Below are 19,752 nucleotides of genomic sequence, written 5' to 3'. Positions count from 1 at the left end.
GCGGTACCGCGCGCCCACGCCGCGCGGTACGGGAGAATGGCCTCTCGTGACCGACCCAGCGCCCGAACCCACACTCTTCGCACTCCCGCCGGGTGCCCGGCGCCCGCGGGCACGGGTGGTGCTGCTGACCGGGCCCTCGGGGTCGGGCAAGACATCGCTCACGCAGCGCCTCGGTCTGCCGACGGTGCAGCTCGACGACTTCTACCTCGATATCGACCATCCGGGCCTGCCGCAGCGGTACGGCAGCGTGGACTGGGACAGCCCGGCGACCTGGGACGCCAAGGGCGCGCTCGCCGCGCTGCAGGAGCTGGCCACGGAGGGCCGGGCCGACGTCCCGGTGTACGACATCCCGACGTCGCGCCGCACGGGCATGCGGCGGCTCGACATCGGCGACTCGCCGCTCGTCCTGGCCGAGGGCATCTTCGCCGCGCACCTCGTCGCCGACTGCCGCGCCGAGGGCCTGCTCGCCGATGCGATCTGCCTGGTCCGGCCTCGCCTGGTCACCTTCTGGTTCCGGTTCCTCCGGGACGTCGCGGAGGCGCGCAAGCCGATCGGCACGCTGCTGCGCCGAGGGACGTCGCACCTGCGCGCCGAACCCGCGCTGATCGAGCGGTGGGTGGCGCTGGGCTGCCGCGCAACCTCACCCGCTCAGGCCGAGAAGGACATCCGAAACCTGCTTGTGCAGAAGTCCTTGGATACGTAATCCTCGTGTAACCGCTTTGCCATGTAACGCACATCCGTAGGGCTCACTCTGGGCGCAGGAGGTGGTGTCTGTGATTCAGCGCAATGGCTTGCGTGTGCTCTCGCTGTACGAGGGCTTTTTTAGTGGCGGGGCTCGTGTCCTGCACTCGACGGTGGTCGCCGGTCTGCATCAGGGCGGTCGCCAGCAGCATTCTGTGCTGAGCCTGCACCACGAGGTCCGGCGGGAGGCCACCCTCCAGCGGATGGAGGACGACCCCCGCTACCGCGCCCTGCGCGCCGCGGGCGTCCGGATCGGCTCGCTGGGCCGGAGCACCGACGCCGGCCACGACCCGCGGGTCTTCAGCGAGACCGAGCTCCGGGCGGCGGCCCGCCAGGCCGAGAGCTCGCACGTGGTGCTGTCCCTCAAGGAGCAGCCGCTCCGGCTCGTGAACCAGGGCGGGTTCCCGGACCGCCCGGTCATCGCCTGCCTGCACCGGTCCGATCCGGAGCACCAGGGTGACGCCCTGGGCGACCTGCTGACCGCGGCGGACCGCGGCCGGCTCGCCGCCGTCGTCTGCTGCGCGGAGTCCACCCGGGACGCGTACCGCGAGGCCGGCGTGCCCGCCGAGCTGCTGCGCGTGGTGCCGAACGGCATCAACCTCGCCCGGTTCCGCCCCGTCCAGGGTGCGCGCCGGCTCGCCCTGCGGGGCGCGGCCGGGGTGCCGAGCGACGCGACGGTGATCGTCTACGCGGCGCGGTACGACGAGATGAAGAACCCCGAGCTCTTCCTCCGGTCGGCCCGCACGTTCCTCGAGCTCGAGCCCAAGGGCCACGTACTGATGTGCGGCGCCGGGATGACCGCGGCCAACCCGGACCTGCAGAGCGACCTCGCCCGCATCTTCGGCGACCGGCCGGACCTGCTGGAGCACCTGGACCTGCTCGGCGTGCGGCACGACATGGAGCTGGTCTACGCGACGGCCGACGTCGTCGCGCTCACCTCGACGTTCGGTGAGGCTGCGCCGCTGTGCCTGATCGAGGGCTCGATGTGCGGGGCCGTGCCGGTCACCACCCCGGTGGGCGACGCCCCGTCGATAGTGGAGCGCATCGGCTTCGTGACCTCGTTCGACCCGGCCGAGATCGCTGCGACCTGGATCGAGGCGGCGGCCCGGCGCGAAGAGCTCGAATCGGCTCGGACCGCCGTCCGTCCTCGGTTCAGCCACGTGCGAATGATCGCCGGGTACTCGACGATCATCGAACGCACGCACCGCGAGGCGGCGTTAAGGCCGCTTCGCGTCTGATCCCCCTCTCCGCCGAGGTAGTCAGGTGGCGAGGTCGTCGCCATCTGACCACCTCGCCAGCTGACGAGGCGCGCAAGACCCGGCGGACACGGCAGGATGACCTCATGCCCGACGCCCCCGTCACCCTGAGCCAGGTCGCCCGCGAGGCCGGCGTCTCGCTCGCGACGGCGTCGCGCGCGATCAACGGGAGCGCCACCCGCAGCGTCCGCGAGGACCTGCGCGAGCGCGTCCTGGAGACCGCACGGCGCCTCGACTACTCGCCCGACCCCAGCGCACAGGCCATGGCCCGCGGCCGCACCACCGCGCTCGGGCTCGTGGTGCACGACATCGCCGACCCGTACTTCTCGACGATCGCGGCCGGCGTCGCGCGCGCCGCCGAGCGCGAGGGCCTCATCGTCACCCTCGCCTCGACGGAGCAGCGCCCCGAGCGCGAGCTCGCCTTCGTCGAGCTCGCGCGGCGGCAGCGGTCCCGCGCGATCATCCTGGCGGGCGGGCGCCTGGAGCCGGACGACGGGACGCGCCCCGCCGGAGCCCTGGAGGCGGCCCTGCACGCGTTCCGCGACGCCGGGGGCGGAGTCGCGCTGATCGGTCAGCCGATCGACGACCTGCCGGTCGTCGAGATCGCGAACGCCGACGGCGCCGCAGATCTCGCCCGGACACTGCACGGCCTGGGCTACCGGCGGTTCGCGGTGCTGGCCGGGCCGGTGGGTCATCGCACGGCGGCCGATCGCACGGATGGATTCACCGGGGCACTCGCCGAGCTCGGTAGCCCTGTCGCGCCCGACGACGTTCTGACGTGCGCGTTCACCAGGGACGGTGGGTATTCCGTCATGCGCGGCCTGATCGAGCAGACCGGCGGGGCCGAGCCCGGCCGGAGCCTGCCTGAGCTGGTGTTCGCGGTGAACGACGTCATGGCGGTGGGCGCGATGGCGGCGGTCCGCGACGCCGGCCTGGGCGTGCCGGACGACGTCGCCGTGGCCGGGTTCGACGACATCCACACCCTGCGCGACGTCTCGCCCGGGCTGACGACCGTGCGGATCGCGCTGGCGGAGGTCGGCGCGCTGGCGACCGAGCTGGCGCTCGGCCGCTCGGCCCAGACGCGCACGCGGGTGCGCGGGGAGGTCGTCCTCCGGGACTCCACGCCCAAGAGGTGATCATTCCCGCACACAGCCCTGGTGCGCTATTCTCCTCGGGAAAGCGCATTCCCAGTCCGACGATGGAGTCTTGCCCGTGACCACACTTCGCATCGCCATGAACGGCGTCACCGGCCGCATGGGTTACCGCCAGCACCTCGTGCGCTCGATCCTGCCGATCCGCGACCAGGGCGGCGTCACGCTTCCCGACGGTTCGCGGGTTCAGGTCGAGCCCGTGCTGGTGGGCCGCAACGCGGACAAGCTCAAGGAGCTCGCCACGCTGCACGACGTCGAGCACTGGACCACCGACCTCGACAGCGCGATCGCCGACGCCGACATCGTGTTCGACGCCGCCATGACCAACCTGCGGCCCACGACGCTGTCCAAGGCCATGCGCCAGGGCAAGCACGTCTACACCGAGAAGCCGACGGCGGAGACCCTCGACGAGGCGATCGAGCTCGCGCGGCTCCAGGCCGAGACCGGCGTGACCGTCGGTGTCGTGCACGACAAGCTGTACCTGCCGGGTCTCGTGAAGCTGCGCCGCCTCGTGGACGAGGGCTTCTTCGGCCGCATCCTGTCGCTGCGCGGCGAGTTCGGCTACTGGGTCTTCGAGGGCGACTCCCAGCCCGCCCAGCGCCCCTCGTGGAACTACCGCGCCGAGGACGGCGGCGGCATCACCACCGACATGTTCTGCCACTGGAACTACGTGCTGGAGGGCATCCTCGGGCAGGTCAAGACGGTGACGGCCAAGACGGTCACGCACATCCCGGCCCGCTGGGACGAGTCCGGCAAGGAGTACGTCGCCACCGCCGACGACGCCGCCTACGGGATCTTCGACGTGACCACGCCCGGCGGGGACGACGTCGTGGCGCAGATCAACTCGTCGTGGGCCGTGCGCGTGTTCCGCGACGAGCTCGTCGAGTTCCAGGTGGACGGCACCCACGGCTCCGCCGTCGCCGGCCTGCGCGAGTGCCGCGCCCAGCACCGCTCGCACACGCCCAAGCCGGTGTGGAACCCCGACCTGCCCGTCACGGAGCCGTTCCGCGACCAGTGGCTCGAGGTCCCCGCGAACGCCGACCTCGACAACGGCTTCAAGCTGCAGTGGGAGGAGTTCCTGCGCGACGTCGTCGCCGGACGCCCGCACCGCTACGACCTCCTGTCGGCGGCGCGCGGCGTGCAGCTCGCGGAGCTGGGACTGAAGTCGTCCGCGGAGGGGCGGCGCGTGGACATCCCGGAGATCACGCTGTGAGCGGGGCAGCAGTCGCGTTCCCCGTGTTCGACGGCAACGGCCGGGTCACCGGGTCGGAGACCGTCGAGCTGGGCGCGCCTGGGCCCTGGACCACGCCGTCGGGCCCGCTGACCTCGCGCGTCGCCTTCGCGGCGGCCCACGTGGTGCCGCAGATCGGTGCGGAGAACGTGCCGGGCGCGCCCGCCGTCGTCGACTGGGACTCCACGCTCGCCTATCGGCACCGCATCTGGGAGCACGGGCTCGGCGTCGCCGACGCGATGGACACCGCGCAGCGCGGCATGGGGCTCGACTGGACGGCGACCCAGGAGCTGGTGCGGCGTTCGGCGGCCGAGGCCGCCTCCGTGGGCGCGCGCGTCGCCTGCGGTGCGGGGACCGACCAGCTCGCGCCCGACGTCGTCGCCGGGCTGGAGCCGGGCGAGGCGGGCCTGACCGCGGTGACCGACGCGTACCGCGAGCAGGTCCACCTGGTGCAGGACGCCGGCGCGCAGGTCATCGTCATGGCCTCGCGCGCGCTCGCGCGGGTCGCCCGCGGGCCCGAGGACTACGCCCGCGTGTACGACGCCGTGCTGGCCGAGGCCGAGCAGCCGGTGATCCTGCACTGGCTGGGGACCATGTTCGACCCGGCGCTGGCGGGCTACTGGGGCTCGGACTCCGTGGACTCCGCGACGGCGACCTTCCTGGACCTGATCCGCGCGCACCAGCCGCGGATCGACGGCGTCAAGGTGTCGCTGCTCGACGCCGCCCACGAGGTGGGACTGCGCCGCGCGCTGGCGGCTCTTCCGCCGTCGGGCACGGGGACGAGGCCCCGCCTGTACACCGGCGACGACTTCAACTACCCCGAGCTCATCGCGGGTGACGAGCAGGGGCACTCGGACGCGCTGCTGGGCATCTTCGCGGCGATCTACCCGGCGGCCTCCACGGCGCTGCAGGCGTTCGACGCCGGGGACGCCGTCGGCGGGCACAAGATCCTGGCCTCTACCGAGGCACTGGGCCGGCACATCTTCACCGCGCCCACGTACTACTACAAGACCGGGATCGCGTTCCTGTCCTGGCTCAACGGGTTCCAGCCCGGGTTCTCGCTGGTAGGTGGGCTGCACTCCGGTCGATCGCTGCGCCACCTGGTCGAGCTGGCCCGCCTGGCCGACGGCTGCGGTTTGCTGCTCGACCCGCCCGTGGCGGCCGCACGCCTGCGCGCCTTCCTGACGACGAACGGGGTGATCGCATGAGCCGGGCGTCGCTGAACACCGCCACCGTCAAGCATGCCTCGCTCGCCGAGGCGTGCGAGGCGGCGGCCACCGCCGGCTTCGGCGCCGTGGGGCCGTGGCGCAACGTGGTGCAGGACGTCGGCGCGCAGCAGGCGGCGCGCATCATCGCCGACGCGGGGCTGCGCGCATCGTCCCTGTGCCGCGGCGGCTTCCTCACCGCCGCGGACGACGCCGGGATCCGCGCCGCGCTCGACGACAACAAGCTGGCCATCGAGGAAGCCGCGACGATCGGCACCACGGAGCTGGTGTTCGTCGTCGGCGGGCTGGTGGGGTCGACGCCGGGCGGGGCTCCGGCGTCGGACGTCGACCGGGACCTCGTCGCCACGCGCGGCCGGGTCGCCGACCGGATCGCCGACCTCGTACCGTTCGCCGCAGAGCACGGCGTGCGGATCGTGCTCGAGCCGTTGCACCCGATCTTCGCCGCCGACCGCGCGGTGATCTCCACGCTCGCGCAGGCTCTCGACCTGGCGGCGCCGTTCGCGGCGTCCGAGGTGGGAGTGGTGGTCGACACGTACCACGTGTGGTGGGACCCCTCGCTCCGGAAGTCGATCGCGCGGGCCGGGCGGGAGGACCGCATCGCGTCGTACCAGGTGTGCGACTGGGTGCTGCCGCTGGCGGCGGAGCCGCTGAACTCGCGCGGGCACGTGGGCGACGGGTACATCGACTTCGCGACGATCACGGGCTGGGTGCGGGACGCCGGCTACATCGGCGACGTCGAGACGGAGATCTTCAACGAGGAGGTCTGGGCCCGCCCGACGGTGGCGACGGCGGCGACGGTGCTGGACCGGTACGAGAAGCACGTGGCGCCGCACCTCTGATCATTCGACTGCCGCGTCGGCCGGCACGCGGGCCGTCGAGCCGACGCGCCCGCCGGGGAACGCGTACGCACCCGGGTAGGTAACTGTGAGGGAGCATTGCTCCCTCACAGTTACCTACCCGGGTGCGTATCTGTTCCCCCGAATGGCCGGGCCAGTCCGACAGCCCTTATCGCGCCGGGCGCAGGACGAACCGGCAGGCGCCCCACGCGGCGTACAGCAGCGGCGCCGCGGCGAAGCCGAGGCCCACCACCGGGCGCACCGCCACCACCGACGCCAGCAGCCCGAGCACGAGCAGCGCCCCCGCCGAGAGGTACCAGCGCCGCGCGCCAAGAACAACCGCCGCGAGCAACACGGCGCGCAGGCGGGCGCCCGCCATCTCGGGTACGGCGACCAGGGCGAGGACCGCCGTCGTGACGGCCCCGGCGGCGAGAGTCACCAGGACCGGGATCGCCACAGCACCCGTGGTGCGGCCCCAGAAGAAGGCCACGTCGACGGCGGCCACGACGACGGCGCCGGTCGCGAGCGCCCCGATCGCGAGGCCCCGGCGCAGGTGTCGGCGCCAGGCGCGGGCGAAGGTGCGGACCACCGTCGTCGACCCGTCGGTGCTGAAGGCGGCGAACACCGCGAAGGCCGCGGCGAGGGCCGGCCCCAGCAGCGGCGCCGTCAGCGCGGCGAGCGGCCAGGTCGTGGCGAGGTCGGTCGCCGCGACCAGCGCCACGAGCGGCAGGCAGGCTACCGCCAGGAGCAGGTTGGTCATCAGCCCCGTGTAGACCGTGCCGAACACCATCTCGTAGGTCTCGGGCCCGATCAGCAGCCGACGCCGCGGAGCGGCACCTGCGGCACCCATCGTGCTCACCCCTTCACGCCCGTCGTCGCGATGCCTTCGACGAAGTACCGCTGGCCGAGGAAGAAGATGAGCGCGATCGGCAGCACGGACAGCACGGATCCCGTCATGATCAGCGCGTGCTCGGCGTTGTACTCCCCGACGAACGACTGCAGGCCGAGCTGGATGGTCCACAGCGGGCGGTCGCGCAGGTAGATGAGCGGACCGAGGTAGTCGTTCCAGGTCTGGACGAACGTGATGATCGTCAGCGAGGCAAGGGCCGGAACCGACAGCGGCAGGATGATCCGCGCCCAGATGCCGTACTCGGAGAGCCCGTCGATGCGCGCCGCCTCCGACAGGGAGTCGGGGATGGACTCGTAGTACTGCTTCATGAGGAACACACCGAAGGCGCCGAACGCCTGCAGCAGCATGATCGCAAAGAGGGTGTTGTTGAGCCCCCAGCCCGAGATCATCTGGAACTGCGGAATCATGTAGGACTGCCAGGGCACCGCGATGGTCCCGATGTACAGCAGGAACAGGGCATCGCGCCCGGGGAAACGCATCTTGGCGAAGCCGTAGGCGGCGAAGCTGCCGGTCAGGACCTGCAGGAACGTCACAGCGACCGACACGATGAGCGTGTTGCGCACCCAGGTGACCATGTCGGCCTTGGCCCAGATATCCACGTAGTTACGCCATTGCACGGGGTCCGGGATCCACTGCACCGGTGCTGTGAACACCTGGTTGTTCATCTTCAGGGACGAGACGACCATCCAGATGAACGGCAACATGATGCCTGCCGCGGCGACGATCATCACCGCGTAGAGCAGCACCCGGCCGGACCTCTGGAGCGGGGACGTGCGGGCGGCCATCACGCCTCCTTCCGCTTGTTGTACAGGAACTGCACCACGGTCACGGAGATGCAGATAAGGAACAGGACGACGGCGACGGCGGAGGCGTACCCCAGCTCGAACTGCTCGAAGCCCTTCTGCCAGATGTACTGGCTGAGCACGAGGCTCGACTGCCCCGGACCGCCGTCAGTCATGACGAGGATCAGGTCGAAGACCTTGAAGCTCTGGATGGTGACCATGACCGTCACGAAGAACATCGTGGGCCGCAAGCAGGGCAGCGTGACGTTCCAGAACCGCTGCCAGGCATTGGCGCCGTCGATGCGGGCGGCCTCGTGCAGCTCACCCGGCACGGTCTGCAGGCCGGCCAGGAACAGGAGCATGTAGTAGCCCATGTCCTTCCAGGTGCCCACGATGATCACGGCCGGCATCGCCCAGTCCTTGGACACCGTCCAGCCGGGGAGGTCGCCGTCGATGAACAGGCTCAGGAACTGGTTGATCGGCCCGAACTCGGGGCTGAACAGCATGTTCCACACCACGGCGACCGCGACGATCGACGTGATGTAGGGGAAGAAGGCCACGGTGCGGAAGAACGCGGCACCGCGCAGCTTCTGGTTGAGCAGCAGCGCCAGGCACAGGGACACCACGATGGTGAGCGGGATGTGCAGGGCGGCGTAGTAGAAGGTGTTGCCGAGAGCCTTGTGGAAGCTCTTGTCCTCGACCAGCCGCGTGAAGTTCTCGAGGCCGACCCATTCCGCGTTGCCGAAGATGTTCCAGCTCGTCAGCGAGAAGTAGAACAGCGCGAGCACCGGGCCGAGGGTGAGCACCGCGAAGCCGAGGAAGTTCGGCAGGATGAACGTCCAGCCGACCAGTGCGTTGCGCAGCTTGAGCGACGTACGTGGCTTCCTGAGCGGTTGCTGGGGTGCGGGCTGCGAGAACCCGAGGGTCCGCTGGTTGCCGACGACCGGTGTCGTCATGGGTCTTTCTCCTCCGGGAAGACGGGATGGTCCGGAACCCGCGACAAGCTCTTGGTTGTGGGCGTGATCGTTGCGATTACGCGTCCGTTTGAGGCGCAACGATCACGCCCACAACCATGGCCTTACCGCGCTAGGGGTCAGCCGACCTCGTTGGCGACGCGCTCCTCGGCCTCGGTGATCGCCTCGTCCACCGGGGTGGACTCGGACATGATCGCGGAGTGCGTCTCACCCAGGATGGTCTGGATGGCCGATGTGTTCTGACCCACCGGGTTCTCCGGCAGCGTCTCGTGCGTCGTGTAGGCGAAGCGGGACAGGTCGTCCTGCGGCACACCCTCCAGCGAGAAGATCTCGTCGGCCACGGTGTCGTCGATCAGGGCCGGCGTGATGCCGATCCCGGCGAGTGCGGCGGCGCCCTCGGGGCCGGCGGCGAACTTCAGGAAGCCCTTCGCGGCCTCGATCTTCGATTCGTCGATCCCCGCGTTGATGCCCATCGTGGTCGGGTCGCCGAAGGTGACCGGCGTGTTCTCGGTACCCGTCGTCGACTCGTCGAGCTGCGGGATCGGCGCGATGCCCCACTCGAACGTCTCGGCGGCACCCGATTCCTGCTCGGCCACCAGCGTGCCGATGTACCACGAGCCCATGGGCATCATCGCTGCCTTCTGGGTGCCGAACTGCGCCTGGTAGGTCAGCTCGTTCGTGGTGACCGTGGCGTACGACGGCTGCGCGCCGGCGTCCTGCAGCGCGAGCTCGCGCTCGTAGTACGGCGCGAGGAACGAGAAGTCGCCGCTGTCCAGCGCCGCCCCCTCGGTCTGCGCGAGCGCGAAGCCCTGCACGGTGGACTGCCAGCTGTGCAGGTAGGTGCCCATGACCTCCTTCTCGTCGATCTCCTTGGTCAGCGTCTCCGCGGCCTCGGCGTAGTCGTCCCAGGTCCAGGACCCGTCGGGCAGGTCGACGCCTGCCTTCTCGAACAGCTCCTTGTTGTAGAACAGGAACCACGAGTCCTGGCGGTAGGGCACCGCGTAGGTCGCGCCGTCGACCGCCATCGGTTCCAGGCCGCCGGTCGCCGGGTCGAGCTCGGCTGCCACGTCCGAGATGTCGAGCAGCGTGCCGCCCTCCTGGAACGTGACGTAGTTCTTCAGGTTCTTCACGATGAAGACGTCTGGCGCCGCGTCCGCAGACAGGTCGGCGGTGAGCGCCGTGTCGTACTCCTCGCCCGCCGGGTACTCCTTGAGCTCCACGGTGACGTCCGGGTTCGCCTCGTGATAGGCGTCCGCGAGCGTCTGGAACTCCGGCGTGGACGCGAAGTCCCAGCCGGCCAGGGTGATGGTGACCGGGCCTTCGGCGGCCTCGGGCTCGGTCTCTCCGCCGCACCCCGTCAGGGCCAGCGACGCGGCGGCAGCGACGCCGACCGCGCTCATGATCTTGCGGTTCATCTCTACTCTCCTTCGAGTGATTGCTGTCCCACGACCTCGATGGTGTCCATCGGGAGCGCGTGGGTGGTCAGGGCAGGGTTGCCGTGGTCCGTTTGCCATCCGGCCAGGTCACGGCGGCCTGTCCGGTGGTGAGGTCAAGCTGTGGGTGCCCGACGGCGGGCGTGCGCGCCAGGTGTACGGCGGCGGCGACCCAGCCGGCAGGGACCGGGGCGTACCGCAGCCAGGGGGTGGTCGTCGGCCCGGCGAGCGGGGTGGCGTCGTCGGAGGTCGTCTCGCCGCAGACCGGCGCGACGTCGCCCGACAGCGGGACCAGGGCCGAGGCGAGCTCTGGCCCGGCGGCCCACCCGCCGATCCGCAGCGCCGTGGCCGCCTCGGCCGAGCCTTCGACCCGCACCAGACGGACTTCCCACGCGCCCCGGACGATCGAGACGGTGGTGATCCGGCCCGCCGGCGTCGACGAGCCCGGCCGCCCGGACCCGTGATCGGGGACGGAGAGATCGGCCTCGACCCAGTGCGCGTCGGCCGTGGAACCGAGCGCAACGACCTCACCCGAGCCCGTTGAGTGCTGCACATTCGCCCTGTCGGAGGGGTCGGACGGGGCGAATGTCCCGCACTCAACGGGGTGGGGGGTGAAGCCTGTTCGGTGAGTTGCCTCGTTCTGCGTGTTCAGCAGCACCACCGCCTGGTCGAGCGGTGAGGTCCAGGCGTCGGCGTCGAGCAGCGGGGACGTCGCGGTCGAGTAGCCGAGCCGCGCGTACAGCGGCGAGTCGCCGCCGTCGGCCCCGGGCAGCGCGTGGTCGGTGCCGTGGTTGATGACGCGGACTATCCCGTCGTCGCGCGTGGCGCTGATCGCCCAGCCGGGCGCGGCGGCGATCGCGAGCACGTCGCCGTCGTCCACGGGGAGCGGCTCGGGGGCAGCCGTCCACACCTCGTGCGAGGCGGGGAGTGCGAGGCCGAGCAGGCCCTTGCTCGCCCAGTACGGCGAGCCGGGGCCGCTGTACCGCTGCGCTATGGGACGCCATGGGCCGTGCCAGCCGAGCGTGAGGAGCCCGTCCGGACCCGGCACGCCGTGGTCGGCGAAGTGCCGCACGATGCGGGTCGCCGCCTCGCGCAGCTGCCCCGGCCGGCCGACGCCCGCGAAGGCACCGGCCCAGAACGGCGCGGCGGCCGCGAAGCGGTAGGTGAGGCTGCGGCCCTGGAGGAGCGGAGCGCCGTCGGACCCGACGAGGGCCAGCGCGTCGGTGAGGTAGCGCGCCAGGTGCTCCCGGTCGGACGCCGAGCGGACGGCCAGGTCGTCACCCGCCGCCTGCGCGACCTCCGCCGCACCCGGCATCCGCTGCCACAGCGCGGGGTAAAGGTGCAGGGCCCAGCCGGCGTAGTGGTCGAAGCTCCGCTCGGGTCCGTCGGCGAACCAGCCGCCCGGTCGGCGGAACCGGTCGTGCGCGGCGAGGTCGCGGGCGACGTCGTCGGCGGAGAACGGACCGCCGACCGACCGCAGGAACGTCTCGACGACGATCCGGAACCAGACCCAGTTGTTGTCCGGGTAGTCGCGGTCACCGACCACCGAGCCGAGGTACTCCACCGTGCGTTCCTGCACGTCGGGTGCCAGGCGGTCCCAGATCCAGGGCCGTGTCATGTCGAGGACCAGGGCGAGCGAGGCGGCCTCGACCTTGGCCTGGCCGTGCTCCTCGGGCCGGGTCCAGCGCTCGGGATGTGCGGTGTCGGTGCCCGCGGCCAGGCCGGCCGCGTACCGCTCGGCGAGATGATGCGGGTCCGCCCCGTCCTCCCCCGCGAGCCGGAAGCCGGCGAGGAGGAACGTCCGCGCAAAGCCTTCGAGGCCGTCGACGGCGGTGCCGTACCCGCCCGGCGTGCCGGGCAGCGTGATGAGCGACCCGCTCGGCGACACGTACGGCTGGACCGCGGCCAGGAGCCCGTCGGCGTAGGAGGCGAGCCAGGCGCGCGCCTCGGGCCCGGTGGCCCCCGACCTGTCAGGCGCAGAAGTCACCGGGTTGACCTGGGCATCGGACACGTGGCGGGTCATGCGACGAACTCCATGTCCGCGCGCGTCACCGCGCTGCGCGCCGCCTCGCCCCGCGCGTACCGCTCCAGCTCGTCGAGTGCGGCGGCCGTCATCCGGCGTGCCTCGGTGCCGAGCGAGCCCGCGATGTGCGGGGTGATCATCACGTTCGGCAGGTCGTACAGCACGGACGACGCCGGCAGCGGCTCCGGCTCGGTGACGTCGAGCATCGCGTAGATGCGGCCGGTCGCGCACTCGCGCTCCAGCGCGGCGGTGTCCACGACGGCGCCGCGGGCGGTGTTGATCAGCGTGGCGCCGTCCGGCATCAGGGCCAGCTCGCGTGCGCCGATCAGGTGGCGCGTCGAGGGCAGCTCAGGGGCGTGCAGGGAGACGATGTCGGACGACGCGAGCAGCTCGTCGAGGGGCACCAGCCGCCCGCCCGCCGCAGCCACGACCGCCGGGTCCGCGAACGGGTCGGCGACGAGGATCTCGCGGGTCTCGGGACCCGAGCCGGCCACGGTCAGCCGGGCCACCACCTGCCGCCCGGTCCGGGAGAACCCGACGATCCCGACGGTGCGCTCCCGGTTCGAGAGGATGCCGTGGTCGCCGAGGTAGGACCAGTCGTCACGGCGCGTGCGGGCAAGGTTCGCGAGGAACGGCGCCTTCTTTCCTGCCATGAAGATCGCGGCCACCGTGAACTCCGCGACCGGCAGCGCGTTCTCGGCCACCGCGTTGGTGACGAGCAGCCCGCGCTCCCAGACGGCGTCGGACACGAGCGGCCGGACCGTGCCGGCGCAGTGCAGCACCGCGCGCAGGTTCGGGGCCAGGTCGAGCACGTCGGCAGTGATCCGGGGAGCTCCCCACGAGGTCAGCAGCACCTCGACGTCGGCCAGACGTTCCTTCGCCTCCGGGGTGTCGTAGGCGGTGACGCGCACCGGCTCGCCCAGCGTCGCGAGCGCACGCAGCCGGGTGTCCTCGTCGGGACCGAACTGCATGCTCCGCGCCCGGTCGTCCATGACGAGCAGGGCCTCAGGTCGCCGCACCACCGCGCTCCTCTCCTTCGAGTCCGCGTTCGCCCGGCCGTCCAGACGAACAATTCCGATCAACTACGATCGGCCGGTGCCCATTGAAGCCTAGGACACGGCACTTGGCAAGCCCTGGCACCTTTCGAAGAGTTCCTATACGATCATTTTCGATCACTGGAGGAACAGCACATGACAGCAGCGTCGCTGCCCGCTCCCGACGTCACGGACCGGAGCTTCTGGGTGTCCGGCCACGTCACCGAGGCTCTCGCGCCCGTGCTCACGGCGGCGGACGCCGAGCGCGGCACCCCCTGGCCGCAGACCCTCGCCTCGCAGTACGCCCGGTTCTTTCGTGACGGCGACCGCACGGTCTACGAAGCGCAGGTCGCCGCCCGGCACTCACGGTTGACCCGCGCCACGCTGGCAGCGCTGCACGACCCGCGCGTCGATCGCATCGACGAGGTGGTCGACGGTGTGCTCCTGCTGTGCGAGCAGTCGACCTGGTGCTGGGCCGCGCACGACGACACGCACGACCGCTTCGGCCGCGTCACGCCCACGGTCACCGAGCCGTATCTCGACCTGGGCGCAGGCGAGGTCGCCGCGCAGCTCGCGTGGATCGACCACCTGCTCGGGCCCGCGCTCGACGACCGCGCGCCCGGCGTGCGCTGGCGCATCCGGCTGGAGACGCAGGCCCGGGTGCTGCGGCCGTTCAGCGAACGGCGCGACTGGTGGTGGCTCGGCGTCGACCACCCGATCATGAACTGGAGCCCGTGGATCCAGGGCAACGTGCTCGCCGCCAACCTCGCGCTGGAGGAGGACCCGGACCGGCGTCGGGTAGTCTCCGCGCTCGTGGCGGAGGGGATCGCCGCCTACTGGGCCTCGCTGCCCGCCGACGGCGGGGTGGACGAGGGCTATCACTACTGGTGGCAGGGCGCCGCCCGCGCGCTCGAGGCGCAGGACCTGCTGGGGTGCGCCGGGATCGAGCCGGAGCCGGAAGCACTGGACCGCATCCGCGCGACCGTCGCCTTCCCGCACTCCATGCATCTCGGCGGCGACTGGTACGTCAACGTCGCCGACGGCGCGGCACGCCCGCTCGCCACCTGGCCATGGAACGTGGTGCACACGTGGGCCCTGCGGGTGGGCGACGACGAAGCGGCCCGGCACGCGGCGTCGTACCGCGGGCTGCCGGGCGGCCCGTTCGACGAGCGCGACTCGCTCCCCCGCGCCGTCCGGACGCTGTCGGACACCGCCTGGGCCGGCGCCCCCGCCACCCCGTCGCCCCTGGTGGGACGGGTTGTCCTCCCCTCGACCGGGGTGGCGGTGGCACGCACGGCGCCCGGCTCCACGCGCGGGCTCGCGGTGTCGGTCAAGGGCGGCCACAACGGCGAGAACCACAACCACGTGGACGTCGGTTCGGTCATCGTGGCGCTCGACGGCGTGCCACACGTGGTCGACGCCGGCAAGCCCACCTACCGCGCCGGGACCTTCGGGCCGGACCGGTACGAGCTATGGGTGGTCCGCGGCGACTGGCACAACGTCCCCCGGATCCGCGGGGTGGAGCAGGCGCCGGGCGAACAGTTCGCGGCGCGCGACTTCGAGGTGTCCGATGCCGGCGCGGGCGCCGAACGTAGGGCTGGTCGCTCTCTGAGCCCTGATAGTGCGACGAAGCCTACGTTCGGCGACGAGTCGCCAGTCGGGACCTGGCGGGCCGGGCTGGATCTGGCCGGGGCCTACCTGGTGGACGGGCTCGAGCAGTGGTGGCGCGAGGTCACCCTCGATCCGGGTGCCGAGGTGGTGACGGTCGAGGACTCGTGGACCTTCTCGGACGCAGGTTCGCCGGTAGCCACCGACGGCCCGACGGCGTGGCACTGGCTGCTCGCCGGCGACGTCACACTCGCCCCCGGCCGCGCGGTGGTCCGGTTCACCCCGGACGACACACCGCGGTCGGCCCGCGCGCTTGCCCTCACCTGGGACGCTGAGGCCGTCGACGCCGCGCTCGACGTGCGTGAGCTCGACGACCCGGAGCTGGCGGCAGTATGGGGCGAGCACCTGACCCGGTTACGGCTGACGGCGCGCGCGGAGGCGCAGTCGGGCACGTTCCGGGTGACCATGGGACCCACCGGGTCCGGACCGCAGGAGGATGCATGACGGACGAAGCGCCGCTCCCGAGCGAGCGTCGGGCGCGCCTCATCGCGCGGGTGCGGGAGACCGGCTCGGCGCGGGTGAGCGACCTGTCGCGCGCGCTCGGCGTGACCCCCGTGACCGTGCGGCGTGACCTCGCCCTGCTCGTCGCCGAGGGCACGCTGGAGAAGGTGCACGGCGGCGCCCGGATCCCGGTCCGCGCCGCGGGCCTCGGAGCGCACACCGGCGCCGGCACGGGGATTGCTCAGCCCGATTTGGCGTCCGCGGGCCGTGCCGACCCGCTGACGATCGGCATGGTCGTACCGTCCATCGACTACTACTGGCCCGAGGTGATCCGCGGCGCGCGGGACGCCGCGCACGGAGGTGCGCGGCTGATCCTGCGAGGCGCGTCGTACGAGGTCGACCAGGTGCGGCGCCAGGTGGCCGCGCTCGTCGGGGACGACGGCGGACCAGGCGTCGACGGCCTGCTCGTGGCACCGCCCGTCGACGGGCCCGAGGCCGCCGAGCTTGGCGAGTGGCTGGCCGGCCTGAGCCTCCCGGTGGTGCTGATGGAGCGGCGACTGGCGACGGGCCCGTACCGCGAGCCGCTGGAGTCGGTGGCCACCGACCACGCACTCGGCTCCGGAATGGCCACGCGGCACATCGCGGAGCGCGGGCACCGACGGGTGGGGCTGGTGACGTCACGGACGAGCCCGACGTCGGCCGCCGTCCGGCGCGGCTTTCTGGCGGTGGCGGACGAACTGGGGCTCGAGGTCGCGCTCGACCTGGAGACGGTGCCGCTGTTCGACGCCGGCTGGACCGACGAGGCCGCCTCCGTGCTCGACAGGTGCGCGGAGGCCGGGGTGACGGCGCTCCTGGTGCACTCCGACCGGGAGGCGATCTCGCTGGTGGAGCAGGCGCAGGAGCGCGGCGTGCACGTGCCGGCGGACCTCGCGATGGTCGCCTACGACGACGAGGTAGCGGGCCTGGCCGATCCTCCGCTCACCGCGGTGCGGCCGCCCAAGGCGGCGATCGGAGCGGGCGCGCTGGAGCTCCTGACGCGCCGGCTTGCCGCCCGGGCGGACGCCGCCGCCTCGCGCGACAGCGACGGCGGTGACGCGGTGACCGGGGCGGACCGGCCGGTGCACCGCATCGAGCTGAGCCCGCGGCTGATCGTCCGCGCGTCGAGCGCTCCCCGCGCCTGAGCCGACCGCTACCGCACCGACTCAGCGCACCGACTCAGCGCACCGACTCAGCGCACCGACTCAGGAACGAAGCGTGTCTCGCCCGACCCGACCTCGAACACGGCGACGCCGTCGTCGACCCCGAGGAACCGGGCCTCGTCACGCCCGGTCGGCCGGTACCGCACGCCATCGAGCACCGGGAGCTCCACGCGCGCCGTCATGTTGACGGGCACATCCACCTCCAGGCGGACGCCGTGCCTGGTGCGCTGCCACGACGCCGATACCTCGCCGCGCTGCGTCGGTACGGAGCCGGAAGCGTGCCGGAGCCCGGTCCGCGGCGGCGCCACGACGACGCTCACCCCGCCCGGCGCCCCGGGCCGCACCCCGAGCATCGTCTCCATCACGTCGACGGCGGCCTGCGCCCCCCACCCGTGGGACTGGCTGAAGTTGGACCCCTCGTCGAGCGTCCACGCCTCCCACGTGAACGTCCCGCCTTGGTCCAGGATCCGCGCCCACCCCAAGTCGTCAGGCGCGGTCAGCAGGGCGAGCACGGCGTCGGGCCGGTCGGCCGCGGCCAGCGCGTCGAGCAGCCAGTGCGCGGTCATCGGGCCCTGCTTCATGCCCATCGACACCAGGTGGTCGGCCAGCTCGGGAAGGTCCTCCCGCGGTGCCACCCCGAACGCCACGGCGTACGACGTCGCGTGCTGACCGGCGTGCGCGCTCTGCGTGCCGTCGGCGAGCAGCCCGTCCACGTACGCACCGTCCGGCCGCCTGAGCGCGGCATTCATGGCATCGACCAGTTCGTGCTCGGCCCGGCGCAGGTCGCTGACCTCGCCCGCCGGCCGGCCGAGCACCTCGCCCATGTCCGCCGTCCGCCGCAGCACCTCCACGCCCAGCGCGTTGATGACCGTCCGTGCCGACGTGTCCATGTCGTAGCCGAACCGCCCCGGCTCCGGCCAGTCGACGATGCCGTACCGGTACGCGCCGCTACCCCCGGAGAGGTCGGTGACCAGGCCCGCCGTCGGGCCGTCGTCCGGGATGTGCCGGCGCACGTACCCGGCGGTCTCCAGGATCGCCGGGTACGCGTCCTCGAGCAGCGCCCGGTCGCCCGTGACCTCGTAGCACCGCCAGACCCAGTTCACGAACATCTCGGTGTAGTCCGGGATGTCCCGCCCGCCGTCACCATTCGGATAGACCGCGTTGTACCGGCCGGCGCGGTCCCCGTCCGCCCAGAACCGGTCCTGCGAGGCCAAGAACTCCCGGATCGCCTGCTGCGTGGCGTCCCGCTCGCCGAACCCCTGCATGGTGGCGTAGGAGATGTTCGCAGCGTCGCCCAGGAACTGCCCCTTCTCCCGGGTCGGGGTGTCCACGAACGCTTCCTGCACCGACCACAGGGCGGAGCGCTGCATCATGTCCCACACCGCGTCGAGGGTTCCGTCGGAGCTGTCGAACCGGGCAACCGGACCCTCGGTCCGGGTGTGCACCAGCACCGCCGCGACGTCCTGGCGGCCGATTCGTTCGTCCGCGGCCGGGATCTCCAGGTACCGGAAGCCCAGGTGCGTGAACGCCTCGTAGGTCTGTCGGCCGTCGGTCTGCACGTACGGGAACGACATGTCGGTGCCCTGCGTCGAGAGCGTCGACGTGTCTACCCGGCCGTCCTCGGTCAGCTCGTACCCGGCCCGGATCGGGACGGTGCGGCCGGCCTCGCCGTCGTCGAAACGGACCACCGCGCGCGCCGGGATCACCCGGCCGAAGTCCGCGACGACCGTACCGTCGTCGGCCGTCAGCATCCGCTCGGGGCGCACGCGCCGCTCGACGATCCGGGTCTCCTGCCCGGTCAGGTGGCTCAGCGTCGCGGTCGGGTGCGCCCCGACGACGTCGGCCGGCGCCCAGGCGCCGTCGTCGAACCTCGGCTCGGCCCAGCCGTCGACGATGCCGCGCCCGTCCTGGTGGTCGATGCGGTCGCCCTCGCCGTTGCGGCGATCCGCACCGGCGACGAACCGGGTGTCACGCGCGACCGTCCAGTCGCCGCCTGTGGTCACCACCTGGCGTGTGCCGTCGGCGAGCTCGATCACGAGCTTGTGCAGCAGACCGCGCTCTGCCGCCGGGCGGCCCTGTCCGGCGCCGTACCAGTGGTAGCGGACGCCGATCGCGAGCCGTTCGCCGGCCCGCACCAGGTCCGTGACGTCCGCCGCCTGGTAGTAGCCCTCGCCCGGGTAGCCGAACGATGCGCCACGATCCGCCCGACGGCCGTTCAGGAACAGCTCGTAGGTGTGGTTCGCGGCAGTGTACGCGCGGGCACGGACCACCCGGCCGTCGGGAACCGTCACCTCGGTCCGCGCGAGCGTGTAGTCGTCGGCCTCGGTAGTCGCCCGCCGGATCCAGGAGGCGCCCTCCCAGTCGGCGTCGCCGATGCCGGTCTCGAAGTGGCCGGCGGGCGACCAGGGCGAGGCCAGGTCCGTGCGGTCCCACGTGCGCACCTGCCACGTGTATGCGGCCCCCGGCGCCAGTGCCGGGCCGTTGTACTCGACGTAGGACTGCTGGTCGGACGACACCTGTCCGGAGTCCCACACCTGTTGGCCGGTCGCCGCCTCGCGGACCCGCACCTGGTAGGCCGTCTGGACCTCGCCGGGGTCGCGGTCGCGCGGCTGCCAGCCGAAGAGCGGTGTGCCCTCGACGTTCAGCGGGCGGGCCTGATCCCCCACAGCCAGGGCCGTCGGCCGGAGCGGGGCCGTGGATTGCGCTGACATGGCGGCGTGTGCGGGCGCCGCGGCAGCGGGGCCCGCGGGCGCGGGCGCGCCGGCCGCGGTGATACCCGCGGCGGTCGCCGCGGCGAGAAGAGCTCGGAGCCAGGAGTGCCGGACGTCGTTGTTCGGTGACATGGTC

Annotated in this window: 15 protein-coding genes; 8 read left to right on the top strand and 7 right to left on the bottom strand. The window is 72.1% G+C overall.

Annotation, left to right across the window (positions count from 1 at the left end):
• The first annotated feature begins 46 nt into the window (after nt 1–46).
• The 6 genes from EW117_RS21655 (at nt 47) to EW117_RS21630 (ending at nt 6,444) form a co-directional block, all read left to right on the top strand.
• The gene (locus EW117_RS21655) at nt 47–703 is read left to right on the top strand and encodes a uridine kinase family protein (RefSeq protein WP_129788768.1); all 657 of its coding nucleotides are present in this window, start codon (nt 47–49) and stop codon (nt 701–703) included.
• Nucleotides 704–773: 70 nt separating this feature from the next.
• Nucleotides 774–1,979: a glycosyltransferase gene (locus tag EW117_RS21650; protein WP_207211983.1), complete on the top strand. Its 1,206-nt coding sequence runs from the start codon at nt 774–776 to the stop codon at nt 1,977–1,979.
• A gap of 104 nt (nt 1,980–2,083) precedes the next feature.
• A complete protein-coding gene (locus EW117_RS21645) occupies nt 2,084–3,133 on the top strand; it encodes a LacI family DNA-binding transcriptional regulator (RefSeq protein WP_129788767.1) in 1,050 nt (349 codons plus the stop codon).
• A 97-nt stretch (nt 3,134–3,230) separates the two neighbouring features.
• A complete protein-coding gene (locus EW117_RS21640; protein WP_129788817.1) occupies nt 3,231–4,361 on the top strand; it encodes a Gfo/Idh/MocA family protein in 1,131 nt (376 codons plus the stop codon).
• A complete protein-coding gene (locus EW117_RS21635) occupies nt 4,358–5,587 on the top strand; it encodes a dihydrodipicolinate synthase family protein (RefSeq protein ID WP_129788766.1) in 1,230 nt (409 codons plus the stop codon). Before EW117_RS21640 ends, EW117_RS21635 begins: the two co-directional genes overlap by 4 nt.
• Complete coding sequence (locus tag EW117_RS21630; protein WP_129788765.1) at nt 5,584–6,444, top strand: sugar phosphate isomerase/epimerase family protein; 861 nt, start codon at nt 5,584–5,586, stop codon at nt 6,442–6,444. The genes EW117_RS21635 and EW117_RS21630 overlap by 4 nt, the downstream gene beginning before the upstream one ends.
• A 166-nt stretch (nt 6,445–6,610) precedes the next feature.
• On the opposite strand, the gene EW117_RS21625 is transcribed toward EW117_RS21630, so the two are convergent.
• From EW117_RS21625 to EW117_RS21600, 6 genes are all read right to left on the bottom strand, one after another.
• Complete coding sequence (locus EW117_RS21625; RefSeq protein ID WP_129788764.1) at nt 6,611–7,291, bottom strand: DUF624 domain-containing protein; 681 nt, start codon at nt 7,289–7,291, stop codon at nt 6,611–6,613.
• 5 nt (nt 7,292–7,296) lie between these two features.
• Nucleotides 7,297–8,136, bottom strand: coding sequence for a carbohydrate ABC transporter permease (locus EW117_RS21620; RefSeq protein WP_129788763.1), 840 nt, complete (start codon nt 8,134–8,136; stop codon nt 7,297–7,299).
• A complete protein-coding gene (locus EW117_RS21615; RefSeq protein WP_129788762.1) occupies nt 8,136–9,089 on the bottom strand; it encodes a carbohydrate ABC transporter permease in 954 nt (317 codons plus the stop codon). Before EW117_RS21615 ends, EW117_RS21620 begins: the two co-directional genes overlap by 1 nt.
• 137 nt (nt 9,090–9,226) lie before the next feature.
• Nucleotides 9,227–10,522: an extracellular solute-binding protein gene (locus EW117_RS21610; protein ID WP_129788761.1), complete on the bottom strand. Its 1,296-nt coding sequence runs from the start codon at nt 10,520–10,522 to the stop codon at nt 9,227–9,229.
• A 67-nt stretch (nt 10,523–10,589) separates the two neighbouring features.
• The gene (locus tag EW117_RS21605; protein ID WP_129788760.1) at nt 10,590–12,563 is read right to left on the bottom strand and encodes a DUF2264 domain-containing protein; all 1,974 of its coding nucleotides are present in this window, start codon (nt 12,561–12,563) and stop codon (nt 10,590–10,592) included.
• Complete coding sequence (locus tag EW117_RS21600) at nt 12,560–13,582, bottom strand: hydroxyacid dehydrogenase (protein ID WP_242504434.1); 1,023 nt, start codon at nt 13,580–13,582, stop codon at nt 12,560–12,562. Before EW117_RS21600 ends, EW117_RS21605 begins: the two co-directional genes overlap by 4 nt.
• Nucleotides 13,583–13,753: 171 nt before the next feature.
• Here EW117_RS21600 and EW117_RS21595 point away from each other — a divergent pair, with 171 nt between their 5' ends.
• Both EW117_RS21595 and EW117_RS21590 read left to right on the top strand, forming a co-directional pair.
• On the top strand, nt 13,754–15,709 hold the full coding sequence (locus EW117_RS21595; protein ID WP_129788759.1) for a heparinase II/III family protein: 1,956 nt from the start codon (nt 13,754–13,756) through the stop codon (nt 15,707–15,709).
• On the top strand, nt 15,706–16,887 hold the full coding sequence (locus EW117_RS21590) for a substrate-binding domain-containing protein (protein WP_129788758.1): 1,182 nt from the start codon (nt 15,706–15,708) through the stop codon (nt 16,885–16,887). The genes EW117_RS21595 and EW117_RS21590 overlap by 4 nt, the downstream gene beginning before the upstream one ends.
• A gap of 47 nt (nt 16,888–16,934) precedes the next feature.
• Here EW117_RS21590 and EW117_RS21585 read toward each other — a convergent pair whose 3' ends face one another.
• Nucleotides 16,935–19,748: a family 78 glycoside hydrolase catalytic domain gene (locus EW117_RS21585; RefSeq protein ID WP_207211982.1), complete on the bottom strand. Its 2,814-nt coding sequence runs from the start codon at nt 19,746–19,748 to the stop codon at nt 16,935–16,937.
• Between the last annotated feature and the right edge of the window lie 4 nt (nt 19,749–19,752).

This window comes from Promicromonospora panici (genome assembly GCF_900608595.1).
GTDB classification, from domain to species: domain Bacteria; phylum Actinomycetota; class Actinomycetes; order Actinomycetales; family Cellulomonadaceae; genus Promicromonospora; species Promicromonospora panici.
Note: the sequence above shows the minus strand (reverse complement) of the source record. Positions and strands in the feature narration are given on the sequence as shown.